We start from the raw sequence: 21,047 nt of genomic DNA, 5'->3' as shown, positions 1-21,047 counted from the left end.
GCACCGATGGCCCGATCTCAAGGAGCTACCCATGGACCTCATCGACACCAACGGCACCGGATCTGCAACCAGGTCGTCTGGCAACCGCCCGCCCGTCGGGACGACTCTGGCCGGCGAACCACTCACCGGCACGGGAAAAACCGTGATCAATGACGGTGTCGTGGCCAAGGTAGCCGGTATTGCCGCCCGCGAGGTCAGTGGTGTGCACGCCCTCGGCGGCGGCGCGGCCCGGGCGCTCGGCGCCATCCGCGAAGCCATGAACAACACGGATGTGAGCCAGGGCATCTCGGTCGAGGTCGGTGAAACGCAGGTCGCCGTGGACGTGACCATCGTCGCCGACTACCCGGTGCAGCTGCAGCAGGTGGCCGACGACATCCGCTCGAGTGTGATTCGGGCCATTGAAGACCTGGTCGGACTCGAAGTCACCGAGGTCAACGTGACCATCGTCGACATTCATCTGCCCAGCGACGACGCCGAGGCCGAGCCGAGCAAAGCTGCACTGCGGTGACCAGCGCAACCCGTACCGGCATGCTGGTCGGCGCGATTTTAGCGCTGACCTGGGTCATTCTGGGGTTCTGGGTATTTCTGTTCGTGGCGCTGGCCATGCTGGTCGGCGCGCTCGTTGGCCGCGTGGTTGACGGCCGCCTCGATCTGGGTTCACTGATCGGAGCGTTCCAGGGAAAGCGTTCCTCGTCGTGAGCGTGGCGACCGACTGGTTTCTCGGTAAAACGACCGCCACCGCGGATGCGCCGGGCACGACAACCGCGCCGCCCGCGACCCGCGGGCGCACCCGAATCGTGCCGAAGGCGCTGCGCCGGATCGTCGGACTGGCCACCGCGGAGTCGCTCGGCGTGGAACCAGGCCAGGTCGGTGTCGAACTCGGCGACGACCACGGCATGCTCGCGCTCACCGTCAGCACCTCGATTTGCGTTGTTCCGCTTTCGCGCGTCATCCGCGAACCGGCCGTCATCGCGCGCACAGGCGGCACCATTTTGGCTCGGGCGGCCACGGCCCAGATCCAGATTCGTCGCCGCGTCGGCGAACTGACCGGCACCGATATCGGCCGGGTCACCGTGCGGCTGACGGGCATTGATGTGCAGCCGGAACGGCGAGTGCGATGAGCAGCGCGACCGAAATGCACGGTGGGATTGACCGGCCCGGCGCGACTGACCCGTCCGCCGGGACGACGACCGCGCGCAGCGCCCGCATCGGTCGCCGCGAAATTCACTCGCCGCGTTCGGCGGCGGCCATCACCGTGGCCGCCGTGGTCATTGTGTTGTGCGGCTGGCTGGGTACCGAAATGGTGCTACTGCTGTTCGGCCAGCCGGCCCTGCTCGCGACGCCGGCCGATCTGGCCGCTGGCGTCGCATCCGCTTCGAGCCTGCCGATTCCACTACTGGGAACGATCGCGGCGGGCTGCGCCCTGCTCGGTCTCGTGCTGCTGATCGTTGCGGTTGCCCCGGGTCGCCGGGCCCGGCATCTGATCAACTCGGAACGCACGGTGACCGTTGTCGATGACGAGGTGATCGCATCAGCTGTGGCCAGGTACGCCGCTCGCGTGGGCGGGATCGACCCGGACAATACCCGGGTCAGCGTCTCGCGGCGCATCGCCACGGTGCACCTGACGCCGACCTCGGGCCAGCCGGTGCAGCAGGCCGCGGTGCAGCAGGCCGTGCGCGAACAGCTCGACGGTCTACAGCTGCGACCGGCGCTGCAGACCCGCGTCGTCGTGGCCGTCGAAGGAAGGGTCGGAGCGTGAACAACACCAACCGCGCGCTCAACCGGAGCGTCGCTTTCGTGGCCGGCCTGATATTGCTCGCCGTGGCCGCACTGCTCGGCCTGCTCGCCACGCAAACAGCGATTCAGGATGCCTGGGCCCCGGTTGCCGACACCGCCCGCACGACGGTCGCGGGCTGGCTCCGGGCCACGCCTCTCGTCGGAACCGACCCGGATGGCACAGCGCACAGCTGGCTGTGGATTATCACCGTCGCTGTGTTGCTCGCGGTCGTTGGCTTGCTGCTCAGCTTCATCCTGCGGCAGGGGCGCGGCCATTCCGGCCAGCTGATCAGCACAAATACGACGGATTGGGGTGCAACCCCTGTCGATTCCGCTGTCGCTGAACAACTGCTGGAGCAGGCGCTCGGCGAGCATCCCGAATTTCTGTCGACCCGAGTCTCGACCTACCGAGTCGCCCGCGATGCCGTACTCAAGATCTCGGTGACCTGCCGTCGCGGAACGTCCCCGACGGACGTCGTGCGCATCGTCGAACAGGCCCTGCGCGCCCTCGACGAGCTGCTGGGCCTGCGCATCCTCGCCCTGCTGCAGATCAGCGGCGGCTTTCGGGTGCGGACCAGCAGCAGCACGCGCATCCGCTAAGCGGATGCTCCCCTACTTACGTTCGACGCGCCCGCGCCGAACATCCCCCCAGAAACACCACACGAAGGAGAGAGCACGATGAGTGCATCAGACAAGATCAAGAACGCCGCGCAGGACCTCAAGGGCAAGGCCACGGAGTCCGTCGGAAAGGCGACCAATGATGATTCCAAGGTCGCCGAAGGCCGTGCCGACCAAACATCCGCCAAGGTCAAGAAGGTCGGCGAGGACGTCAAGGACGTCTTCAAAGACTGAGCAGACCTGCCCGCACCACAGTAGATTGCCTGTGCCGGGAGTCGCGATCACCCTACCGATTCGCGACCCCCGGCCAGATTCGACAGGAGACTTTCATGGCGGGCATTGACTCGGCGCAGAAGGCAACGAAGGCCACCGGGAGTGCGGATCAGGGTCAGGGCCAGAACCTCGCCGATGCCCCGGCCCCCGACGACGACCGCAAGCCGGACACCCCGGCCGAGGTATCGAAGCGGTCGTGGAAGTACATCGCCAAACGCACCCTGAGCGAATTCGGCACGGACCAGTGCACCGACATTGCCGCATCGCTCACCTACTACGCCGTGCTGTCGTTGTTTCCAGCCCTCATCGCCCTGGTTTCGCTGCTCGGTGTGTTCGGCCAGGGACGACAATCCGCCGACACCCTGCTGACCATCCTCGCCTCGGTCGCCCCGGCCGATGCCCTCGAGGTCGTTCGCGGGCCGATCGAACAGTTCAGCACCTCGCCGTCGGCCGGGTTCGCCCTGGTGGCGGGGATCGCGGTCGCGATCTGGTCGGCATCCGGTTATGTCGGTGCCTTCAGCCGGGCCATGAACCGCATATACGAGATCGATGAGGGTCGCACGTTCCTCAAGCTCAAGCCGACCCAGCTGCTCGTCACCGTCATCGGCATCGCCCTGCTGCTCGTTTCCGTGCTGATCCTGGCGATCAGCGGCCCCATAACGGATGCCGTCGGCGCGGCCCTCGGGCTTGGCCAGACCGTGCAGCTGGTCTGGTCCATTGCCAAGTGGCCGGTGCTCGCGGCCGCCGTGGTGCTGCTGATCGCGGTGCTGTACTACTTCACCCCGAACGTGCGGCAACCGAAGTTTCGCTGGCTGTCGCTCGGGGCGTTGCTCGCCCTCGTGGCCATTGTCGTCGCCTCCCTGGGATTCGGGTTCTACGTCACGACCTTTTCAAACTATGCCAAAACCTACGGCTCGCTGGCCGGGATCGTGGTCTTTCTGCTCTGGCTCTGGCTGACCAACCTCGCCCTGCTGTTCGGAGCGGAGTTCGACGCTGAACTCGAACGCGGCCGCCAACTGCAGGCGGGCATTGCCGCCGAGCAGAACATCCAGCTGCCGCCGCGCGGCACGAAGAAGAGCCAGAAAGCCGCGCTGAAGGAGATGCAGACGGTCGCCGACGGCCGGCGCATCCGCAAGGGGAACGCCCGCCCACGCGAGTAAGCGCGGTGCCCGTCCCACCACGTCTCTTTGGACGGGGCCCGGGCCCCGAAACTGTGCCCAGGTTATAACATGGGCCCGCTTTCCGGGCCCGGGCCCGGAAAGCAATACGTGCGGAGGCTGGTTGGATAGAAGGACGTGTCGGACCGGCGACACGGCCGATCTGGTCTGGGGCACGCGTGCGACTGCTCTATGCGCTGCTCCTGAGCGGCATCATCCTGTGTGTGGGGCTGTCGGTGGCGCTGCCCGATGCGACGCTCGTCGCCGGCGGGCTGACCGTCGCCGCGGCGGCGGTGGGCCTGACGCTGGTGAACCGGACCCAGCGCGTGATCGCCATGCTGCTGATCGGCGTAGGGCTGGCATCCGTTCTGCTGGCGCTTCAGCTCGGCGGCCGCATCGAAATCCGCGACCTGTTCTCGGTCAACCAGGACCTCATCGGCATGCTCACCGCGGTGTCGTTTCTGCGACTGGTGACGCCGACCTCACCGAACACGCGCAGCCGACTGCGCGGCCGCCTCGCCGTGGTGCGCACCGCCCTGGCAACGCACGCGCTCGGCGCCATCATCAATATCGGTGCGGTCGGCATCGTCGGCGATCATCTGCGCGGCCGCTCCGCCCTGCGGCTGGCCGACGCAGCACTGTTGACCCGGTCGTTCTCGGCGGCAGCGTTCTGGTCGCCGTTCTGGGCGGCCGCCGCGGCCGCGACCACTCTGGTGCCCGGCGCGAACTCCCTCGTGTTGCTGCTGGTCGGCCTGGCGCTCGCACTCGTCGCGATCGGCCTGAGCGTCTGGGATATCTTCCGGCTCTGGGGCCGGGAGCTACCCGCCTACACTGGGTATTCCCTCAGCTGGGCGCTGGTGCGCGTTCCGCTCGCCCTCGTCGCCCTCGTCATCACCGCCCACCAGGTGTTTCCCGCGGTGTCTGTGCCGCGCATCGTGCTGCTCGCCGGCCTCGGCGTCACGCTGATCGGTCTGCTGATCAGCAACGGCCGCGGGGCGCTGCGCGCGCTCGCCCGGCACGCTCGGCACGACCTTCCTCAGCTGCGCGGCGAGGTCACGCTCTTTGCCGCTGCCGGCGTGCTCGCCGTCGGCCTGCGGATGCTGCTGCCCCTGTTCGACCTGCCGCTGCCGGTGTCCGAGTTCACCGTTCCCGTGGCCTGGACCTTGATGCTCACCATGATTCTGCTCGCGCTGGTCGGGGTGCACCCGGTCGTGTCGGTTGCGATCGTTGCGGCGCTCGTGCATCCGCTTCACCCCGATCCGACCCTGTTCGTGCTCGCTGCCTGCGTCGGCTGGGGTGTCTCGACCGCGGTCGGCCCGATCACCGGCCTGACCATGCTACTCAGCGCGCGCTACGGCATCGACAGCATCACCCTCACCCGCCGCAACCTGGTCTATCTGGCGGCCGTGCTCGTCGCCGCGTGGCCGGCGTTGCTTCTCTGCGCGGCGCTGGTCTCACTCTGAACCCGGTGGCTGCTGCAAGCGTCGCGCGGGACGATCAGCGGATGCCCACGCCCACGCGATACTGCCGCCAAAGAGGTGTGCACCCTCGTTCGCGCGGCGAACGAGGGTGCACGGTCAGGCAGACTAGACGGCTACTTCAACCGGCTCCTCGCTGACGACGTAGTTCTGAATTTCGATGAGCAGCAGGTCGCCGGCTTCCTGGTCGGTCAGGCCCTGGGCCAGAGCGAGCTCGGAGACGAGGATCTGACGAGCCTTTTCGAGCATCCGCTTTTCGCCGGCCGAAACGCCCTTGTCCTGGTCGCGACGCCACAGGTCGCGCACGACCTCGCTGACCCGGTAGACACTGCCGCTGGCCATCTTCTCTTGGTTGGCCTTGTAGCGGCGTGACCAGTTGCCCGGCTCCTCGGTGAAGGCGTTCTGCAGAATTTCGTAGACGGCGCTCACCCCGGCGGCGTCGATGACGTCACGCACCCCAACGAGCTCGACGTTGTCGACCGGCAGCTGAATGGTCAGCGCGCTGGTGTGCACGTTGAGGGTCATGAACTGCTTTTCGACGCCCTTGATGGTGCGGGTTGCCAGGGCCGTGATGGTGACCGCTCCGTGGTGCGGGTAGACCAGAGTTTCGCCGATTTCAATCTTCATGGAATGCGCCTTCAGTGTTGTGTGGGTGATGCAACGCGTAAGGGCGTTGCGCTTGAGGTCTGGGGGTCCTGCAGCCAACCGGGCAGCAGCGCCACGAGCTGGTCGACAAGTTCGTCGTCGGATACGTCGAGGTGGCCGCGCATCCAGGAGCCGATCAGGGTGAGCGCACCGCCAGCCACATAGGTCGTCACCAGTTCGGCGTTCACGGTCTCGTCGAAGACGAGCACCGACTCGAGCATGCGCGTGGCGTAGGCCTCGATGATCTGGTCGTGCGCGCTGCGGGTCAACGGCAGCTCGAGCACGCTCGCGTAGAGGGGAAAATTCTCAACCATATGCGCGACGAGCCGGCCGTACCCGAATCGGGCAGCGCTCTCGCCCGCTCTTAATGGGCGCAGATCCAGGCCGGCCGAGCCGATGTCGGCGAACTGAGCCTGCAGCAGCTCGGCAGCGAGAACGTCGAGGCTCGCGAAATGCGCGTAGAAGGAGCTGCGGCTGATTCCGGCCAGGCGCACGATTTCGGCCACTGAAACGGATGCTGCCGGCTGAGCAATCAGCGTCCGGATCGCCGTGAGAATGAGCCCCCGGGTGCGCTCGGCCCGCGGATCGTGCGTGAGCTTGAACTCTGGGATAACGTCGACCGGCACCTCGGCCACGAGGCCGGGGTCAGTCAACGAAGTCATCCCTCTACTATAGCACTTTTCGGACACGTGTCCGAGACCCGGGCGCGTCCTCACGGCGGACTCGCGGAAACCGGTAGACGCTACCGCCCGCGGTGCTCGTCGAGGAGCTGCGCGCAGCGGATGAAGCCGAGGTGCGAGTACGCCTGCGGGTGATTGCCGAGGTGTTTCTCGGTGGCCGGGTCAAACTCCTCCGACAGCAGCCCGGTCGGGCCCACGAGGATGACCAGCTGGTTGAACAGCGCCTCGGCCTCCTCGAGACGCCCAGCCAGGACGTAGGCCTCGATCAGCCAGGTCGTGCAAATGTGAAAGCCACCCTCGAGCCCGGGCAGCCCGTCGTCATAGCGGTAGCGGAACACGGTTGGACCAACGCGCAGCTCGCGCTCGACGGCGCTGACCGTCTTCTGAAAGCGCTCGTCGTTGACGTCGAGCAGGCCGGACAGCCCAATGTGCAGCACGGCGGCGTCCAGATCCGGGCTGTCGTAGGCGACGGTATAGGACTGGGCTTCCTCGCTCCAGCCCTCAACCAGAACTTCGTCGCGAATCGTAGTGGCGAGCTCGTGCCACCCGGCACCGACCTCGCGGCCGTGCCGTTCCGCGGTACGAATGGCACGATCCACCGTCACCCAGCACATCGTCTTGGTATAGGTGTGGTGCCGCGGCGAGCGCCGGGCTTCCCAGATGCCGTGGTCGGGTTCCTGCCAGCGACTCGTGACGGCCTCGACCATCTCGGTGAGCAGGTGCCACTGAAAGTCCGAGAGCGTTCCCTGCCGGGCGCTGAGCGTGTCGATGAGTTCGGCGACCGGTCCGAACACGTCGATCTGCACCTGGTTGTCGGCAGCGTTTCCGATGCGCACCGGGCGAGATCCGGCATAGCCGGGCAGAGATTCGAGGCTCGCCTCCGTCGACAGTGACGAGCCGGTGACCGAATAGAGCGGATGCAGCCACTGCGCGCCGGGACTGTCCGCCACGACTCCGGCCAGCCAGTGCAAAAAGCCGTCGGCTTCGTCGGTCGATCCGAGGTCGACGAGCGCCTTGACCGTCATCGATCCGTCGCGCAGCCAGCAGTAGCGGTAGTCCCAGTTGCGGGTTCCGCCGATGCCCTCGGGCAGGGACGTCGTCGATGCGGCGAGCACCGCACCGGTTGGTTCGTAGCAGAGGGCACGCAGCACGAGCGCGGAGCGGCTCACGAGCGACGGCTTGACGCTCGGCAGGGTGAGTGTGTTCACCCAGGCACGGGAGTCATTCATGACCGCACCGCGTCTGGCTGCTTCGCCGGCAGCATCCGGAATATAGGGCTCGGTGTCGCCGCAGCGCAGGTTAAGCATGACTGCGCCGGCAGACAGGTCGACGATGGCCGTAGCCGTTTCATTGCGGCCGTCGGAGGTCACCTCGAACTCGACGCCCGGCGCCGATAGCGCGATGGGGTCCGGTGTTCCGGTGATGGTGACGACCCCGTCGGCCGCGTGCATGTTGAAGTGGGCGACGGCGTAGTCGGGTCGGGGCGCGAACACGATGCGGGCCAGACCGGTACCGGTGAGTTTGCGCACGAGGTTGGTGATGCCGAGCGGTGAGGGCTCGATGTAGTCGGTCACGGTGACGTCGGCCCAGCGGGTTTCGACGATCATGGTGTTGTCCACATAACGCTGGCCGAGAACGCGGCTTTTCTTGACCGGTTCGATCGAGAAGTGACCGGCCTCTTCACTGCCCAAAATGCTCGCGAACAGCGAGCCAGAATCGGGCAGCGGATGCGTCATCCAGCAGATGCGCGCTTCCGGCGTCACGAGGGCGGTCGACGTGCCATCGCCGATCATGGAGTGGCGTTCGATGGCAACGACGTGCTGGCCGAACAGCCAGTCCTTGCGCAGCTCAAAGAGCAGGGCCAGCAGTTGCGCGAGCTTCTCTGGGCCGCTGACCCGGTGCGCGGCGACGGATTCGCCGTCGCCGATGCGAATCCCCAGGTCGGGGCCGTGCAGGGTGTTCATCGCCATCTCGTCGCTCGCACCGTCGCCGGCGAAGAAGGCGGCACTGACGCCCAGTCGGGAGCGCAAGCGGTCGAGGGCCGCGCCGGAATCCTGCCTGGTCGCGTCACCGTCGTCGGTGTCGAAGAACTCCGAGTCGAACTCGGCGCCGTTCGAGCCGACCAGGTGCACCTCGCGGGGCAGTCGGGAGTCAGCGGCGAGGTCGCGCAGGGTGCGCCCGCTCATCACGGCCGTGTGCGTGTTGGGCAACGCGGCGAGCGCCCGCAGTGCGAGCGCCGACTCGACGAGCAGCTTCGAGGGCACATCTGACGCGCCATGATACGACAGGGTGCCACCGTAGTTACAGGCCACGAGGAGGGAGGGCGTGCGCGCCAACTGCTGCAAGTCCTGCAGGATCTCGCGCGACAACCCGGCCAGACTGCGCGGTAGGTTCTTGGACAAGTTCAGGCGTTCGGGCATGAGGGAGTTCCTAGCAGAGGAGCAAACAGAGGGACACTGCTGCCAATCGCTGGGCAGACCTAGGCGACGTTACCATCGGCGCTGGGCTGCGCGAACGGTGCCACACCTTCTGGCATGAGGTTGCCAGCCGCGCTGCGCCGCTCGGGGCACCCAGTCCTCGGGGTGCCCCGAGCGACAAAGGGTGCCCCGACCGCCGCGCGGTGAGTTAGACGACCTCGCCCATCGGGAGGTTACCCTTGCGGGCATCCAGCTTGCCGAAGTGGCTCTCCAGCAGGCTCTTCATCTTGTGCAGGGCACCGGTCAGGGCTTCCTCCACGGCGTTGGCGTTTTCGGTGACGACGACGGGCGTGCCGCCGGCTGGGCGGGCCTCGAGGGTGCACTTGATGTCGTCGGCGCTGCTGCGGCCGGCGCTGCCATCGGAGAGGTGAACCTCAACCCGGGTCAGGCGTTCGCCGTAGCGCGAAAGGGACTCTTCGACGATCGTTTCGAGCGCGCCAGAAACCCGCTCGGTGCCGTCAATATTGCTGTCGGTATTCACGATGACCTGCATAATTACTCCTCCAGTTGCTTACAACTTCAGGCTACCGCTCCCGCATGTGAGCGCCGGTTGGTGACGCGTGGTATGCGCACAGCTGCGTCTGAGGCTTAAGTCGTTCGTGTTCCCAACGTGAGGTTGCACCAGTGAAGATTCTCGTCGCTTTCGCGCCGCAGCCCCTGCGCTGACCCTCGCCATTTCGGTTCCGATGCTAGTGCCTTCAACACCTCTGAGGACCTCGGATTCAGCGCCGCCGACCTCGACCGACCTGTCGGCACCGACGAACCCAGCAACAATCTCGACCGGTAGAGCGTCGACCAGCTCATCGCCGCCCTGCTCGGCTACCGGGGAGCGCTCATCGTGGTCAGCCACGACGACGCGTTCCTCGCCCGGCTGCACCTGACGACGACGCTCGCACTTGATCTGACCGGCGCGCTGGCGGAAAGCGTGAACCCGACTGCGTGATGCCGCAAGAACCCGTAGCCTATTCTCATGCAGACGAGGCCTGACCGGGGCGAACGGGTCGTTGCCATCGACATCACCCGCGGGCTGGCGATCATCGGCATGTTCGTGGCCCATGCCATTCCGCGCGCGGGTGACGCCGAATTGCTCGTCGATGGGCGCTCCTCCATTCTGTTCGCGACCCTCGCCGGGGTATCGCTTGGAATCATGACCGGATCGGCGCATCCGCTCGGTCGCGGCCAACGTTCGGATCGCGTCGTCGGCATCGTGGTGCGCGCGCTGTTTTTGTTTCTGCTCGGCCTGGTGCTGTCCAGCCTGCACAGCGGCATCGCCATCATTCTGCACTTCTACGCCCTGATGTTCCTGCTGCTTCTGCCGCTGTTGTTTCTGCGTCGGTGGCTGCTCGGCCTGATCGGCGTCGCGTTTCTGCTGGGGGCGCCCATGCTCGGCGCCGCCCAGGCCGACGTGGATGTCGACCAGTCCACGCTCGCCTATTTCGTCGACTATTTCTTTCTCAACGGCACCTACCCGGTGCTGATCTGGATGCCGTTTCTCCTGGCCGGCCTGATCGTCGCACGGTCCGATCTGCGGCGTGCGAAAACCCAGGTCGCCCTCGTCGGTGTCGGCGCGTCAGCGGCGGTGGCCGGTTACGGCGCGGCCCTCGTGCTCCCTGGGGTCAGCGCCGAGGCGCACTCCGGATCGATCGCCGAAGTGATCGGCTCTGGCGGGCTCGCCATCGCACTAATCGGCGCGCTGCTCTGGCTCACGGCGGTGGAACGTGGCCGGCTGGGTCGGATGCTCCGCGGCATCCTCTCCCCGGTCGGAGCGACCGGATCGATGGCGCTGACCGTCTACACCCTGCAGATTATGGTCCTGGCCATCGTGGTCGCCGGCGGCCGGGAGGTTGACTACCCCGGCTGGCCGTTGCTGATCTGGATGCTGCTGCTCACGTTCATCCTGGCCAGTCTGTGGCGCTATCTTCTGGGCCAGGGTCCGCTCGAGCGTCTGCTCGCCGCGCTGACCCGCGCGCCGCGATAGAGCTGACTCAGCTGATGCCTCCCATACGCTCGAGCGCCGCGCGCATGATCTGCGCTTCGGGCGTCGCGGCCACGTGGTGGTTGGTATAAATGCCGACCAGCCACTGCAGCACCTCGTCTTCGCTCATCGCGACGGCGGTCCAATCCACCCCGGGCTCCGCCGCGGTGCGCGGCTCCCCGGTTTGCGGGTCGAGCCAGGCGCGCGCGATCGGCACGTCGGGGTCAGCGTTGTTCATGTTCCAGAGCAGCGCGATCGGGTGATTGTCGCCGTCGATGTGTTCGTGGTCGACCCGCCCGGACCCCAGCCACGGCAGGGTCAGCAGCTCGCCGATAATGTCGACCTCGATCAGTTCGAGCTGGGTCGGGTCCGTCTCGGGAACATAGAGCGTGAAGCCCTGCTCGAACCACTCGGCGGCCTCATAGATCGAGTCGAGCAGCTCATCCCGTCCATCGATCTCCTGCACCAGAATGAGCGCCCATTCGAGCAGAATGGCGGTTTGATCCTCCGGCCACGGGCTCTCGTACGGGTCGGCGGTGCCGTGATAGTGAAAGCTGGGGCCGGCTTCATCGAGCAGCACGTGCAGTTGACCGCTGTCGTAATCGATCGACAGGTTGAGGGCCTCGCCCTCGTCGTCGCGGTCGGCGAACAGGTCGGGATGGGCCAGCTCCGGCGGCAGCGTGATCGCTGCAGCGAGCCGGGCGCCCAGATCGAGAACGACGCGAAACTGAACGGTGGGAAGGCGCAGGGTTTCATCCTGCTCGTAGTGCTGGTCTGACATATCCAAAGTTTATCGATCAGGCGCGGGCGTGGTCGCCGGTCCGGCCACGCTTGGCGCATTGATCTCGCGTTCACGGGGTCTCGCTACACTCTGGGCAACTACAGCCGAGGAAAGCAGGTCGCCATGAGTGCCGTCATATCTGATCCCCCGACGGGCACGAGCCTGGTCCTCACCCGGCTTAGAGCTTCGCTCCTCGTGCTCGGGCCCAGCGAGCGTCGGGTCGCCGAAGCAATATTGGCCGCCCCGGCCACGGTAATCGAATGGTCAACGGCCGAGCTCGCCCAGACCGCCGGCACCTCGACGGCTACGGTCAGTCGCGCCTGCCAGTCATTGGGATTTCGTGGCTTTCAACACCTGCGACTGGAGGTGGCCCGATCGGCTCCTCTCGCGGTTTCGCCGCATCACCACGCGCTCGATCAGATTTTCACGGATGCAGCGGATGCGATCAGCCTGGGTCGCCAGAGCCTCGATCTGGTCTGCGTAGAGGCGGCCGTCACAGCACTCCTGTCGGCGAATCGGCTCGTTCTGGTCGGGTCGGGGTTTTCTGCTCCGCCATTGCAGGATGCAGCCATGCGGTTCGCGACGGTGGGCCGGTCGGTTGAAGCGCCCAGCGATATCCTGGCCCAACAATTCGCGGCCACCTCGCTCGGCACCGGTGACGTTTGCCTCACAGTGAGTTATTCGGGGGCGAACACCCACACGCTGCACGCCTGCCGAGCAGCCAAGGAAGGAGGTGCCACGATTATTGCGGTCACCAGCTTCGGGCGTTCTCCGCTCACTCAACTCGCCGACATCGCGCTCGTCACGAGCCCGCTCTCCCGTGCACACGTCATCGACCCCTATTTGAGCCGCCTCAGCCATCAGCTCGTCCTCCACACCCTGCACGCCGAATTATTCGCGCGCAGCGACACGAACTCCATCACCATGCGCAACGTCGTGGTCGACGCCCTCGAGGAGGATGAGCGCTGACCGGCCGTAAATCAACGCCGGGCGTAAACATTCCGTCTATCAGCCGTGCGTGCTCCGTTTGCCTCCCGTTTAGCTGACCAACCTACTTTTGCTCTTGTAACCGCGTTTCACACTCCGTGAAATGCTGAAACGGGGGCGTTTGATAATGGCAATCGTCACGCTCGAGGGCGCCTACAACGTGCGCACGTCCGGCCTGCCGGGTGTGTTTCGCGGTGCCGCGCTCGACGAACTCACGCCGGCGGGGACCGCTACCTTCGCCGGCCTCGACATCTCGGTAGTCATCGACCTGCGCGAGGTCGCAGAGCGCGGTCCGGTGCGACACCGCGCCGCGGTCGTCCACAACCCGATCTATCGGCTTCCCGACGGCCCGCCGGTCACCGGAACGCTCGAGGCGGTGTACCAGCAAATGCTCCAGACGCGTGGTCCGGAACTCACAGCGGCCGTCGCTGTCATTGCCGAGACGACCGGTGCCGTGTTCGTACATTGCTCAGCGGGCAAAGACCGCACCGGGTTGGTGGTGGCCCTCGCGCTGCTCGCCGTCGGAACTCCCCGACCCGAAGTGATCGCTGACTACGTACTCTCGGCCGAGCAGGTCGCCCCCCATCGACACGACCACGCTCGAACCGTCCTCGGCAGTTTCGAGCTGACAGGCGCCCAACTGGCCGACGCAATGCGTCTTCATCTGGACAGCCCCGAAGACGCCCTGCTGTTTGCCCTGGCGCAGATCGATGAGCTCGGCGGGAGCGTCGCCTACCTGCGCAGGCACGGTCTGACCTCTGCCCAGCTCCACCAGCTCCACACTCGGCTGGCGGACGCACGCGTTCGGACCGACGATGAGTAACGAATCGGGAATTTTCAGCATCCTGCATCTGAGCGATATTCATGCCACTCAGGGCAACCTGTTGTATGGGCAGATCGATGGACTGGCCCGGTTACACCAAGTCGGTGACTACGTGGTTGCGGCCGGAATGACGCCGGAGGTGGTGGTGGTCACCGGCGACCTTGCCCAACGGGGGCACACCGAGGTTTACCCCGAGGTGAACCTTGCCCTCCACGACCTCGGCGAACGTGTGCAGGCACCCGTGCTCACTGTTCTCGGAAATCACGATTCACCAACGGATGCGCGCTCTCTCACCGATCATGAGACCAGCCACTATCGCAGCGTCATGATCGGCTCGCTACGCTTCGTGTTGCTTGATTCGAGTAGCGGCTCGCTCGGTGAGGAACAGCTGAGCTGGCTCACCGCAGAACTCACGACATCGTGGGGAGTGGGAACCATAATCGCCATGCACCATTCCCCCGTTCCGTCGCCACTGCCCACGCTCTCACGCACCGGGCTGCGCGATGCCCCGGCATTCGCGAGGGCGATCGCCGGGTCCGATGTTCGCATCATTCTCGCCGGTCACTATCACCACCCCATGTCGGCCACCTTTGCCGGAATCCCCGTCTCGGTGGGGCCGTCGCTGGCCTACCACCAGATCATGAATGCCGGCCCGGACACGGTCGGTGGCCACGACCTGGCCATGTTCTCGATCGTGCAGCTCGCCGACGGGCAGATCAGCACAGCCCCCGTCAGTCTTCACCCGGACCCCCCACTTTTCACTTCTCCCGCTCCGCAGTACTCCTTCGCATCACGACCCTAAGGAAAAGACATGTCTTTGAGAAAATCTCTCGCTCCCGCAGCGGCATTAGCGCTGATCGGGATAGCTCTGACCGGATGCAGCGCCCCGGCCGACGCCTCCACTGCGGCAGGCGACGCATCCACCGTGGTTGCCGACGAGGCGACCATCACCCTGTATACCTCGGAGCCACAGGAGAAGATCGATGCCGTGGTGAGCGCATTCAATGTCAACCACCCCGAGATCACGGTCGAGGTGTTCCGCGCCGGCACCGGCGATCTCACCGCGCGCATCGAATCCGAGCGGGTGAGCGGCGAAGTGCAGGCCGACGTGCTTCTCGCTGCAGATGCCGGAACCTTCGAACGCTACAAAACGGATGACCTTCTCCTCGCCTATTCCCCCGCCGACGTCGAGTCCCTCGACCAGGACGTCGTGGACCCCGAGGGCTTCTACGTGGGGACGCGCATCATTCCCACCGTGATCGCCTACAACACCAACCTCGTCGACACTCCGCCGACGTCGTGGCAGGACCTCACCGACGCCGGCTATGCCGGCCAGATCACCATGCCGAACCCCGATGTTTCCGGTGCCGCAGCGTACAACGCCGCGGTCTGGAGCGACTCTGACGAGCTCGGCGACACGTGGCTGCAGGCACTCGCGGCCAACAAGCCGATCATTGCGGAAAGCAACGGGCCTGTTTCCCAGGCCGTCGCATCCGGAACCAGCTCCGTCGGTATCGTCGTGGACTACCTGGCCCGCGAGCTGAAGGCCGCCGGATCTCCGATCGACCTCATCTACCCGAGCGAGGGCGTGCCGTACGTCTCCCAGCCGGTCGGCATCTTCGCCAGCACCGACGAGCAGGCAGCCTCCGAGGCCTTCGTCGACTTCCTGGTGAGTGAAGCCGGTCAGACCCTCGCCGTCAGCCAGTCCTACCTGCCGGTGCGCAGCGACGTCGGAACCCCCGATGGCGCGCCGTCGATGGACGATATTACGATCATCACCCCTGACCTCGCGGTCATCAGTGTGATCCAGGCTGCGGCAGTGGCCCGATTCAATGAGCTCTTCCAGTAAATTGCTCCATCAGGGCCCGGTCGAATCCGACCGGGCCCGTCGCGCTTCCCGGCCATCTCGGTTGGCGCGGGTGGATGGTGTTGACGCGGTGCGGGTGGCATTGTGGTGCGCGGTATCCGCTGTCATACTGCTCCCGCTCGGCGCACTTCTCGCCCTCGCCTTCAGTCAGAATCGACTGGAGCTGCTCCTGACCGGTGATGTCGCGCAGGCGGGTCTGAACAGTATTGTCTCGGCCTCCGTATCGGCCCTGTTCGCCGTCATTGTTGGCACCGTCATCGCCCTCTTGTTGGATCGCAGTGACCTGCCCGGCCGTCGGGTCCTTCGGTTATTCGCTCTATCACCGCTCCTGGTTCCGCCGTTTGTGGGAGCGATCGCCTGGATTGGGATCGCCGGCCCGGCAGCACCGGTCAATACCTTGTGGACGCAATGGTTCGGGTCCCCCCTGTGGAACATTTATGGCGGTGACGGAGTGGTATTTCTGCTCACCGTGCATTCCTATCCCGTTGCGTACATCATCGTCGCGGCTGCACTACGGCGAGTGCCGTCCGACCTGGAGCAGGCCGCCCGCATTAGCGGGGCCTCGATCGGGCGCGCCGTGCGACACATCACGTTGCCGCTGTTGCGTCCGGCCTTTCTCTCAGCCTTCACCCTGATCGCAGTGTCCAACCTCGCTGACTTCGGAATTCCGTCGATCATCGGGCTGCCGGAACGCTATGTCACCCTGTCCACCCTCGTTTATCGGTACATCCAGTCCGGAACCGTCGACGATCCACTCCAAGTGGTCGCAACGGTCGGGGCGATACTGATGTTGTGCGCGGTAGTGGCCATGATTGTCGATATTCTGGCGGCACGCAGCACCTGGGAGCTGGACGCATCCGCTTCGCCAGCGCAGTTGCTTGGCCTTGGGCGCTGGCGACTGGCCACGACGGTCACCACGTGGGGCACTCTGCTGGCTCTAACCGTGCTGCCCCTGCTCGCCCTGATCAGTCAGGCCCTGTTGCCGGCACCGGGAATTCCGCTGACCTTGCAGAACATCACGCTGGATAATCTGAAGCGCGCAACGACGTCGCCCAACGCCATCGCCGGAGCGGGCAACTCCATCATGCTCTCGGTGCTGGCCGGCGTGATCTGCACGGTTCTCGGCCTCGCCATCGGCACCCTCGTGACACGAACTCGAGCCCGCTCGAACGGGATACTGCGCGCGGTCGCGATGTTGCCGCAGGCGATGCCGGGGCTCGTCATCGCCGTGAGTTGGCTGATTATCGCCCCGCGAATCGGACTGTTCAACACCCCGTGGTTGATCCTGTGCGCTTACGTTATGGCGTTCATCGCCCTCGTCGTGCAGTCGGTGAGCGCTCCGCTTCGGTCGACGCCTCTGACCGCGGAGGAAGCAGCGCGAGCGTCGGGGGCGAGCCGGCTGCGCGCTCTCGTGGACATCTCGTGGCGTATGGCGATACCAGCCGCGATCGCCGGCGGCACGCTGGTGGTCCTGACGGCGGTTCGTGAGCTGACCATTTCCGTGCTGCTGCTCGCGCCCGGCTCCCAGACTCTGGGCGTCACCATCTTTAGTCTGCAGCAGGCCGGTTCCTACAATGCAGCATCCGCTCTCTCCCTCGTCGTCACCGTGCTCGGCCTTGCTGGCCTGGGGCTCACCGCACGGCAATCCCGCCGCTAACCCTTAGGAGGACGCATCATGGCATCTGTAGATCTGCACTCGGTTGGCTTGACCTATCCCGACGGCACCGTTGGCCTCGACGCCATCGACCTGCGTATCGCCGACGGCGAATTCGTTGCCCTCGTCGGTCCGTCCGGTTCGGGCAAAACGACGTTGTTGCGCACAATTGCCGGTTTTCTGGCTCCGACCACCGGTCTGATCCGCATCGGTGAATCCGTGGTCGCGAACGCGACGACGAATGTAGCGCCGGAACGGCGACACCTCGGAATGGTCTTTCAGCAGCATGCTGTCTGGCCGCACTGGAACGTCGCCCGCAACATCGCCTACCCGTTGAAGCTCACAAAAGTATCCAGGGCCGAGCGGGAGGAGCGCGTCGCGGCGGTTATGCAGCTGGTTGGGCTCGAAGGTTTCGGCACCCGAAATCCGACCACACTTTCGGGTGGGCAACGCCAGCGGGTGGCACTCGCCCGAGCGCTGGTCGGCAACCCCCAAGTGCTGCTTCTCGATGAAGCGCTTTCGGCACTCGATGAGCCGTTGCGCGATGCTCTTCGCCTGGAGCTCCAGTCTTTGACTCGCTCCATCGGGTTGACCGTGGTGCACGTGACGCACGACCGCGACGAAGCACTCGCTCTGGCCGATCGGGTGGTTGTGCTCGACCAGGGGAGCATTCAACAGATCGCGTCGCCACCGGAACTGGTGTCATACCCCGCAAGCGCCAGCGTGGCGCGGTTCATGGCCGACGCAACTCTTTTCGAAGGAGTGGTGCACGCCGCAGGTTTCACTGCATCGAACCACCCCTGCGCGGTCGGGCACGACGTTCTCGGTACTCGGTTTCGATTCGGCGAAGAGGGAACCCTCGCCGTTCTGCCGGAGGACGTGCGGCTTGACGCCGACATCGATGGCGCCGCCGAAGTCACCTCGTCATTGTTCGGCCGCAGCGGCAATGATGTCATCGTGGATTGGGCCGGCGTACGGGTTCGCTGCCGCGTCACCGGCCGTCGGCCGCTGGTGGGAGAACGGATGACCGTCACCATTCACCGTGCCCTGTTTTATCCCACCGCGTCCCTGGCTGTGCGGGAGGGCGCCGTGCGATGACCTCGCGCTGCAAGGGCGGGCATGGCCGACTGCGCCGTATGAATATCGAACTGTGGTGGCCCAAGCTGACTCCGTCGACGAGGGTAGGGCTGTTGGAGAACAACGGCGACGCTGTGCCGCCGCAGGTCGTCGCGGAGGTCACACGGGCTGGCGGATCGGCCGCCATCGATAGCGACAGCGCGGAATCGGACTACTACCTGTCCGACGAAGACGTCGAGTGGATCGAGACGGTCACCAACGAGGAAGAGCCCACCGAGGGCCTCATCCTCAGCAAAGTACGTCGTACCTGAAATAGCAAAATTTGAGCTCTCGAAATGTCATCGGTGCCATGACCGCGCCCGATACTGGCAGCCGCTAAGCCGGTTACCGTGGCGGCCACCCATATCGGGGGCGCTCGCGGGCACTGAGCGGATCGGCCGCACTCCGGTGCACGCACGCGCTCACGCGAAGCCGAACATCAGGGGAAAAATCACCACCACGATAGGCGCCCACACGCCGTAAACCGGCAGGTACCGCGTCTGCCAGCCTTCGAGCGCCGTGAACGCGCGTCGACCGCGCAGAAATCCGATCGCGAGCCAGGCCGCGCGCACCAGGTGCGCGAGCAGCAGCGGGTTGAGGCCGAGCACGGCGATCTTGTTGGGGCTGAAACCGAACTCGGGGATGCGCGCCAGCATCGCGGTAAGCATCACGGCATCGACCACCAGCGCTGACCAACGCCAGCTGGAGGGCGTCGAACAGCCCCGGCTGGGCGACCGAGTCGCGGGCCGAGATCGAGTAGAGCAGCAGGCTCAGCACGAGCACCAAATGGCGTCCATCAGGATGAGTAGGTTGCGGTCAACGGTGTATCCAGGACGCCGACGTAGGCGACCCCGACCAGCACCCAGAGCAACACCGGGGCGTGCAGCGCCGCGAGAACCTCGGTGGAGCCACCGGCCGCGAACGGGTAGACGTTGGGCAGCACCGCCAATGCGGCAAACGAGACCACAAGGGTTGCCGCGACCGGTACGGTGCGCCGGCGCTTCCAGCCGAAGTAGACGGCGAGAAACGGAAAGCCCAGCAGGCCCAGATTGCGGGCGAGGCCCATTTCGCCGTTGGACCAGGTCAGGCCGGCCTTGACGGCCAGCCCCGCCCCCAGGGCGATGCCGCGCACCACGGCAAGTTCGCGCCAGGCCGGCGCGCGGGTGGCGTCGGCGTCGTCTGGCACGAGTACGAGCTGCTTCCCGAGCCGATCGGAGTGTTCCCGGGCGAATTCCCGAGAGACGGCGTCGAGGTTGCCCAGCCGCTTGATCGCCACGAGGAACGCTTGGTCGTGGTCGAGCCCGTTGGCTAGCGGGTCTTCGATCTGCTTACGCAGGTGGTCTTCCGGCTCCTCCACCTCAGCGGATGCGATGGCGTGGCGTCGCAGCGCGTAGCCGCGCCACCGGTCGATCTCGGACGACCTGCCCACTATCCCGGGCGTCGCAGAGGCCTGGGGCCACAGCGTGCTGCACTGCCCGTTTTGCCACCGTTAGGAGCTGCGCGACCAGCGCATCGCAGCGATCCAGGCCTACCCATGGGCGGTGGCGGTCGACGCACTCGAGCTGGGTTAGCCATCGTGGGTGACGCTCGCCCCGCCCCAGGCGAGCGGGAGGGCCGGAAGGATCCTCAATCCTCGTTGATCACTTCGCGGGTCACTTGCGCGTGGCGCTCCCAGCGGGTCGCACGAAGACCGTGTTGAAAAAGCCCTTGCTCGTGTAGGAGGTGGATCCGTATCGGAAGAGGCGTGCGGCGATTTGGAGCACGACTGGGCTGAGTAGGAAGAGTTCGATGATGACGATGGCGGCTTCCCAGCCGGAGCGGGAGCCGAACGCGTTGCGCAGCATCGCGGTGATCGGCGCAGAGTACGGGAAATACGTGAAGATCTGAACGACGGGACTGTGTGGGTCTGACAGGGCCAATGACAGGGAGTAGAGCGGGACGATCATGAGCACGATCAGAGGAAAGGATGCCGGGACAAGCTGGCAACGGGACTCGTCTTCGCCGACCGATTCGGAAACCACCTCATGGGCACCCGGGTAAGCCTCGGCACGCGGATCAAAGCGGTGCAACGAATGCTCGGTCATGCCGCCTCGGCGGTGACCCTCGACACGTACGCAGACCTCTTCGATGACGACCTTGACGCCGTTGCAGACCGTTTATGTTGCCACGCACCGGCGGCGCGTTTCAAGATTTCGAATCGTCTTGTTCTAGAAGAGGCCCCGCAGCCGCGTTTGCGTCTGCGGGGCCTCCACTAGCAGACGGTCCGGTTTCGGCGGCGGATCAAGACGGTGCCGACCCCAAGCAGCATCAGTGCGAGAAGTTCAAGCGGTCCTGCGTCCACACCAGTGGCTGCAAGGTCACCAGCCTCGGCCTCGATGGTTGAGACGTAGATCGCTGTTCCTTCGGCACCGACGGTGATGTAGACGACGCTGCTCCGCGCAACCCCATCGACACCAACTGCGTCAAGCGTGAGCGTGTGCTGACCTGGGGTCACGCCTGCAGGCATAACCAAATGGCGCCGTGATCACACCTTCGGCCGGCGCCAGCAGCGATCCGAAGAGCTCGGCGTAAAGGCCATTGCGCAGAATCGTCCAACGCAGTGCGCTGCCCTGAATACGTCGATCTGTCCACCGATGTGCCAGGGCAAAGCCCAGGTGATCCCCGTCCGTGGCAACGCTGGTGCAGATCAGGTGCTGCACGCCGTCGCGTTCCGCGGCCGCCACATCGTTCTCATGCCGAA

At 65.5% G+C, this 21,047-nt stretch carries 25 protein-coding genes and 2 pseudogenes; 18 read left to right on the top strand and 9 right to left on the bottom strand.

The window, feature by feature from the left end; all coding sequences use genetic code 11:
• Nucleotides 1–31 precede the first annotated feature (31 nt).
• The 8 genes from E3T46_RS13010 to E3T46_RS12975 all read left to right on the top strand — a co-directional run bounded on the left by E3T46_RS13010 (nucleotide 32) and on the right by E3T46_RS12975 (nucleotide 5,287).
• A complete protein-coding gene (locus E3T46_RS13010; protein WP_134578867.1) occupies nucleotides 32–508 on the top strand; it encodes an Asp23/Gls24 family envelope stress response protein in 477 nt (158 codons plus the stop codon).
• On the top strand, nucleotides 505–699 hold the full coding sequence (locus tag E3T46_RS13005) for a DUF2273 domain-containing protein (protein WP_347232619.1): 195 nt from the start codon (nucleotides 505–507) through the stop codon (nucleotides 697–699). The genes E3T46_RS13010 and E3T46_RS13005 overlap by 4 nt, the downstream gene beginning before the upstream one ends.
• The gene (locus tag E3T46_RS13000) at nucleotides 696–1,121 is read left to right on the top strand and encodes a hypothetical protein (protein WP_134578866.1); all 426 of its coding nucleotides are present in this window, start codon (nucleotides 696–698) and stop codon (nucleotides 1,119–1,121) included. The genes E3T46_RS13005 and E3T46_RS13000 overlap by 4 nt, the downstream gene beginning before the upstream one ends.
• A complete protein-coding gene (locus E3T46_RS12995; RefSeq protein ID WP_134578865.1) occupies nucleotides 1,118–1,759 on the top strand; it encodes a DUF6286 domain-containing protein in 642 nt (213 codons plus the stop codon). The genes E3T46_RS13000 and E3T46_RS12995 overlap by 4 nt, the downstream gene beginning before the upstream one ends.
• Nucleotides 1,756–2,376 carry a hypothetical protein gene (locus E3T46_RS12990; protein WP_134578864.1) on the top strand — a complete coding sequence of 207 codons (621 nt, stop codon included), beginning with the start codon at nucleotides 1,756–1,758 and terminating at the stop codon, nucleotides 2,374–2,376. Before E3T46_RS12995 ends, E3T46_RS12990 begins: the two co-directional genes overlap by 4 nt.
• Before the next feature lie 78 nt (nucleotides 2,377–2,454).
• Nucleotides 2,455–2,628 (top strand): CsbD family protein, encoded by a 174-nt coding sequence (locus E3T46_RS12985; RefSeq protein WP_134578863.1) that lies wholly within the window; start codon nucleotides 2,455–2,457, stop codon nucleotides 2,626–2,628.
• 95 nt (nucleotides 2,629–2,723) lie between these two features.
• Nucleotides 2,724–3,827 (top strand): YihY/virulence factor BrkB family protein, encoded by a 1,104-nt coding sequence (locus tag E3T46_RS12980; protein WP_198419213.1) that lies wholly within the window; start codon nucleotides 2,724–2,726, stop codon nucleotides 3,825–3,827.
• A 176-nt stretch (nucleotides 3,828–4,003) separates the two neighbouring features.
• The gene (locus tag E3T46_RS12975) at nucleotides 4,004–5,287 is read left to right on the top strand and encodes a hypothetical protein (protein ID WP_134578862.1); all 1,284 of its coding nucleotides are present in this window, start codon (nucleotides 4,004–4,006) and stop codon (nucleotides 5,285–5,287) included.
• Between the two features lie 123 nt (nucleotides 5,288–5,410).
• On the opposite strand, the gene E3T46_RS12970 is transcribed toward E3T46_RS12975, so the two are convergent.
• The 4 genes from E3T46_RS12970 to E3T46_RS12955 all read right to left on the bottom strand — a co-directional run bounded on the left by E3T46_RS12970 (nucleotide 5,411) and on the right by E3T46_RS12955 (nucleotide 9,597).
• Nucleotides 5,411–5,929: a CarD family transcriptional regulator gene (locus E3T46_RS12970; protein ID WP_134578861.1), complete on the bottom strand. Its 519-nt coding sequence runs from the start codon at nucleotides 5,927–5,929 to the stop codon at nucleotides 5,411–5,413.
• An 11-nt stretch (nucleotides 5,930–5,940) separates the two neighbouring features.
• Nucleotides 5,941–6,609: a TetR/AcrR family transcriptional regulator gene (locus E3T46_RS12965; RefSeq protein WP_134442863.1), complete on the bottom strand. Its 669-nt coding sequence runs from the start codon at nucleotides 6,607–6,609 to the stop codon at nucleotides 5,941–5,943.
• An 80-nt stretch (nucleotides 6,610–6,689) separates the two neighbouring features.
• A complete protein-coding gene (locus tag E3T46_RS12960; protein ID WP_134578860.1) occupies nucleotides 6,690–9,047 on the bottom strand; it encodes a trehalase-like domain-containing protein in 2,358 nt (785 codons plus the stop codon).
• Nucleotides 9,048–9,252: 205 nt separating this feature from the next.
• Nucleotides 9,253–9,597 carry an HPF/RaiA family ribosome-associated protein gene (locus E3T46_RS12955; RefSeq protein ID WP_104132281.1) on the bottom strand — a complete coding sequence of 115 codons (345 nt, stop codon included), beginning with the start codon at nucleotides 9,595–9,597 and terminating at the stop codon, nucleotides 9,253–9,255.
• 264 nt (nucleotides 9,598–9,861) lie between these two features.
• Between E3T46_RS12955 and E3T46_RS12950 the strand changes: the two are divergent.
• Nucleotides 9,862–10,047: pseudogene (locus tag E3T46_RS12950) on the top strand (ABC transporter ATP-binding protein); the annotation flags it as partial.
• A gap of 27 nt (nucleotides 10,048–10,074) precedes the next feature.
• Nucleotides 10,075–11,082, top strand: coding sequence for a heparan-alpha-glucosaminide N-acetyltransferase domain-containing protein (locus tag E3T46_RS12945; protein ID WP_134578859.1), 1,008 nt, complete (start codon nucleotides 10,075–10,077; stop codon nucleotides 11,080–11,082).
• Nucleotides 11,083–11,089: 7 nt separating this feature from the next.
• Here E3T46_RS12945 and E3T46_RS12940 read toward each other — a convergent pair whose 3' ends face one another.
• Entirely contained in the window at nucleotides 11,090–11,860 is a 771-nt protein-coding gene (locus E3T46_RS12940) for a hypothetical protein (protein WP_134578858.1), read from the bottom strand.
• Between the two features lie 123 nt (nucleotides 11,861–11,983).
• Between E3T46_RS12940 and E3T46_RS12935 the strand changes: the two genes are divergently transcribed.
• The 7 genes from E3T46_RS12935 (at nucleotide 11,984) to E3T46_RS12905 (ending at nucleotide 18,579) form a co-directional block, all read left to right on the top strand.
• On the top strand, nucleotides 11,984–12,829 hold the full coding sequence (locus tag E3T46_RS12935; RefSeq protein ID WP_134578857.1) for a MurR/RpiR family transcriptional regulator: 846 nt from the start codon (nucleotides 11,984–11,986) through the stop codon (nucleotides 12,827–12,829).
• Nucleotides 12,830–12,974: 145 nt separating this feature from the next.
• The gene (locus tag E3T46_RS12930) at nucleotides 12,975–13,670 is read left to right on the top strand and encodes a tyrosine-protein phosphatase (protein ID WP_166790280.1); all 696 of its coding nucleotides are present in this window, start codon (nucleotides 12,975–12,977) and stop codon (nucleotides 13,668–13,670) included.
• Nucleotides 13,663–14,472 (top strand): metallophosphoesterase, encoded by an 810-nt coding sequence (locus tag E3T46_RS12925; protein WP_134578855.1) that lies wholly within the window; start codon nucleotides 13,663–13,665, stop codon nucleotides 14,470–14,472. The genes E3T46_RS12930 and E3T46_RS12925 overlap by 8 nt, the downstream gene beginning before the upstream one ends.
• A 9-nt stretch (nucleotides 14,473–14,481) precedes the next feature.
• Nucleotides 14,482–15,519, top strand: a complete 1,038-nt coding sequence (locus E3T46_RS12920) for an ABC transporter substrate-binding protein (protein WP_134578854.1) — start codon at nucleotides 14,482–14,484, stop codon at nucleotides 15,517–15,519.
• Nucleotides 15,520–15,589: 70 nt separating this feature from the next.
• Complete coding sequence (locus E3T46_RS12915) at nucleotides 15,590–17,194, top strand: iron ABC transporter permease (RefSeq protein ID WP_134578853.1); 1,605 nt, start codon at nucleotides 15,590–15,592, stop codon at nucleotides 17,192–17,194.
• A gap of 18 nt (nucleotides 17,195–17,212) precedes the next feature.
• Nucleotides 17,213–18,289: an ABC transporter ATP-binding protein gene (locus tag E3T46_RS12910; protein ID WP_134578852.1), complete on the top strand. Its 1,077-nt coding sequence runs from the start codon at nucleotides 17,213–17,215 to the stop codon at nucleotides 18,287–18,289.
• Between the two features lie 38 nt (nucleotides 18,290–18,327).
• Nucleotides 18,328–18,579, top strand: a complete 252-nt coding sequence (locus tag E3T46_RS12905; protein WP_134578851.1) for a hypothetical protein — start codon at nucleotides 18,328–18,330, stop codon at nucleotides 18,577–18,579.
• Nucleotides 18,580–18,729: 150 nt separating this feature from the next.
• Here the strand turns inward: E3T46_RS12905 and E3T46_RS18535 are convergent, their stop codons facing one another.
• The 3 genes from E3T46_RS18535 to E3T46_RS12895 all read right to left on the bottom strand — a co-directional run bounded on the left by E3T46_RS18535 (nucleotide 18,730) and on the right by E3T46_RS12895 (nucleotide 20,391).
• Nucleotides 18,730–18,990 carry a hypothetical protein gene (locus E3T46_RS18535; RefSeq protein ID WP_241980724.1) on the bottom strand — a complete coding sequence of 87 codons (261 nt, stop codon included), beginning with the start codon at nucleotides 18,988–18,990 and terminating at the stop codon, nucleotides 18,730–18,732.
• 113 nt (nucleotides 18,991–19,103) lie between these two features.
• On the bottom strand, nucleotides 19,104–19,736 hold the full coding sequence (locus E3T46_RS18530) for a permease prefix domain 1-containing protein (RefSeq protein ID WP_241980723.1): 633 nt from the start codon (nucleotides 19,734–19,736) through the stop codon (nucleotides 19,104–19,106).
• 223 nt (nucleotides 19,737–19,959) lie between these two features.
• Entirely contained in the window at nucleotides 19,960–20,391 is a 432-nt protein-coding gene (locus E3T46_RS12895; RefSeq protein ID WP_166790279.1) for an ABC transporter permease, read from the bottom strand.
• Here E3T46_RS12895 and E3T46_RS18525 point away from each other — a divergent pair.
• Nucleotides 20,362–20,562: pseudogene (locus tag E3T46_RS18525) on the top strand (hypothetical protein); the annotation flags it as partial. The gene E3T46_RS12895 and the pseudogene E3T46_RS18525 overlap by 30 nt on opposite strands.
• Here the strand turns inward: E3T46_RS18525 and E3T46_RS18040 are convergent.
• Entirely contained in the window at nucleotides 20,559–20,813 is a 255-nt protein-coding gene (locus E3T46_RS18040) for a hypothetical protein (RefSeq protein WP_166790278.1), read from the bottom strand. The pseudogene E3T46_RS18525 and the gene E3T46_RS18040 sit on opposite strands and share 4 nt — an antisense overlap.
• Between the last annotated feature and the right edge of the window lie 234 nt (nucleotides 20,814–21,047).

Origin of the sequence: Cryobacterium sp. Hh11, from assembly GCF_004404045.1 — a bacterium.
Taxonomy (GTDB): domain Bacteria; phylum Actinomycetota; class Actinomycetes; order Actinomycetales; family Microbacteriaceae; genus Cryobacterium; species Cryobacterium levicorallinum.
This window is presented reverse-complemented; position numbering and strand designations above follow the sequence as displayed.

Coding starts and splice junctions, on each gene's coding strand:
- E3T46_RS12925 (WP_134578855.1), top strand. CDS start 13,663: ATGAGTAACGAATCGGGAATTTTCAGCATCCTGCATCTGAGCGATATT.
- E3T46_RS12910 (WP_134578852.1), top strand. CDS start 17,213: ATGGCATCTGTAGATCTGCACTCGGTTGGCTTGACCTATCCCGACGGC.
- E3T46_RS12965 (WP_134442863.1), bottom strand. CDS start 6,609: ATGACTTCGTTGACTGACCCCGGCCTCGTGGCCGAGGTGCCGGTCGAC.
- E3T46_RS13010 (WP_134578867.1), top strand. CDS start 32: ATGGACCTCATCGACACCAACGGCACCGGATCTGCAACCAGGTCGTCT.
- E3T46_RS12905 (WP_134578851.1), top strand. CDS start 18,328: ATGAATATCGAACTGTGGTGGCCCAAGCTGACTCCGTCGACGAGGGTA.
- E3T46_RS12935 (WP_134578857.1), top strand. CDS start 11,984: ATGAGTGCCGTCATATCTGATCCCCCGACGGGCACGAGCCTGGTCCTC.
- E3T46_RS12960 (WP_134578860.1), bottom strand. CDS start 9,047: ATGCCCGAACGCCTGAACTTGTCCAAGAACCTACCGCGCAGTCTGGCC.
- E3T46_RS12985 (WP_134578863.1), top strand. CDS start 2,455: ATGAGTGCATCAGACAAGATCAAGAACGCCGCGCAGGACCTCAAGGGC.
- E3T46_RS12895 (WP_166790279.1), bottom strand. CDS start 20,391: ATGACCGAGCATTCGTTGCACCGCTTTGATCCGCGTGCCGAGGCTTAC.
- E3T46_RS12930 (WP_166790280.1), top strand. CDS start 12,975: ATGGCAATCGTCACGCTCGAGGGCGCCTACAACGTGCGCACGTCCGGC.
- E3T46_RS12970 (WP_134578861.1), bottom strand. CDS start 5,929: ATGAAGATTGAAATCGGCGAAACTCTGGTCTACCCGCACCACGGAGCG.
- E3T46_RS12980 (WP_198419213.1), top strand. CDS start 2,724: ATGGCGGGCATTGACTCGGCGCAGAAGGCAACGAAGGCCACCGGGAGT.
- E3T46_RS18040 (WP_166790278.1), bottom strand. CDS start 20,813: ATGCCTGCAGGCGTGACCCCAGGTCAGCACACGCTCACGCTTGACGCA.
- E3T46_RS12920 (WP_134578854.1), top strand. CDS start 14,482: ATGTCTTTGAGAAAATCTCTCGCTCCCGCAGCGGCATTAGCGCTGATC.
- E3T46_RS12955 (WP_104132281.1), bottom strand. CDS start 9,597: ATGCAGGTCATCGTGAATACCGACAGCAATATTGACGGCACCGAGCGG.
- E3T46_RS12940 (WP_134578858.1), bottom strand. CDS start 11,860: ATGTCAGACCAGCACTACGAGCAGGATGAAACCCTGCGCCTTCCCACC.
- E3T46_RS12945 (WP_134578859.1), top strand. CDS start 10,075: ATGCAGACGAGGCCTGACCGGGGCGAACGGGTCGTTGCCATCGACATC.
- E3T46_RS12995 (WP_134578865.1), top strand. CDS start 1,118: ATGAGCAGCGCGACCGAAATGCACGGTGGGATTGACCGGCCCGGCGCG.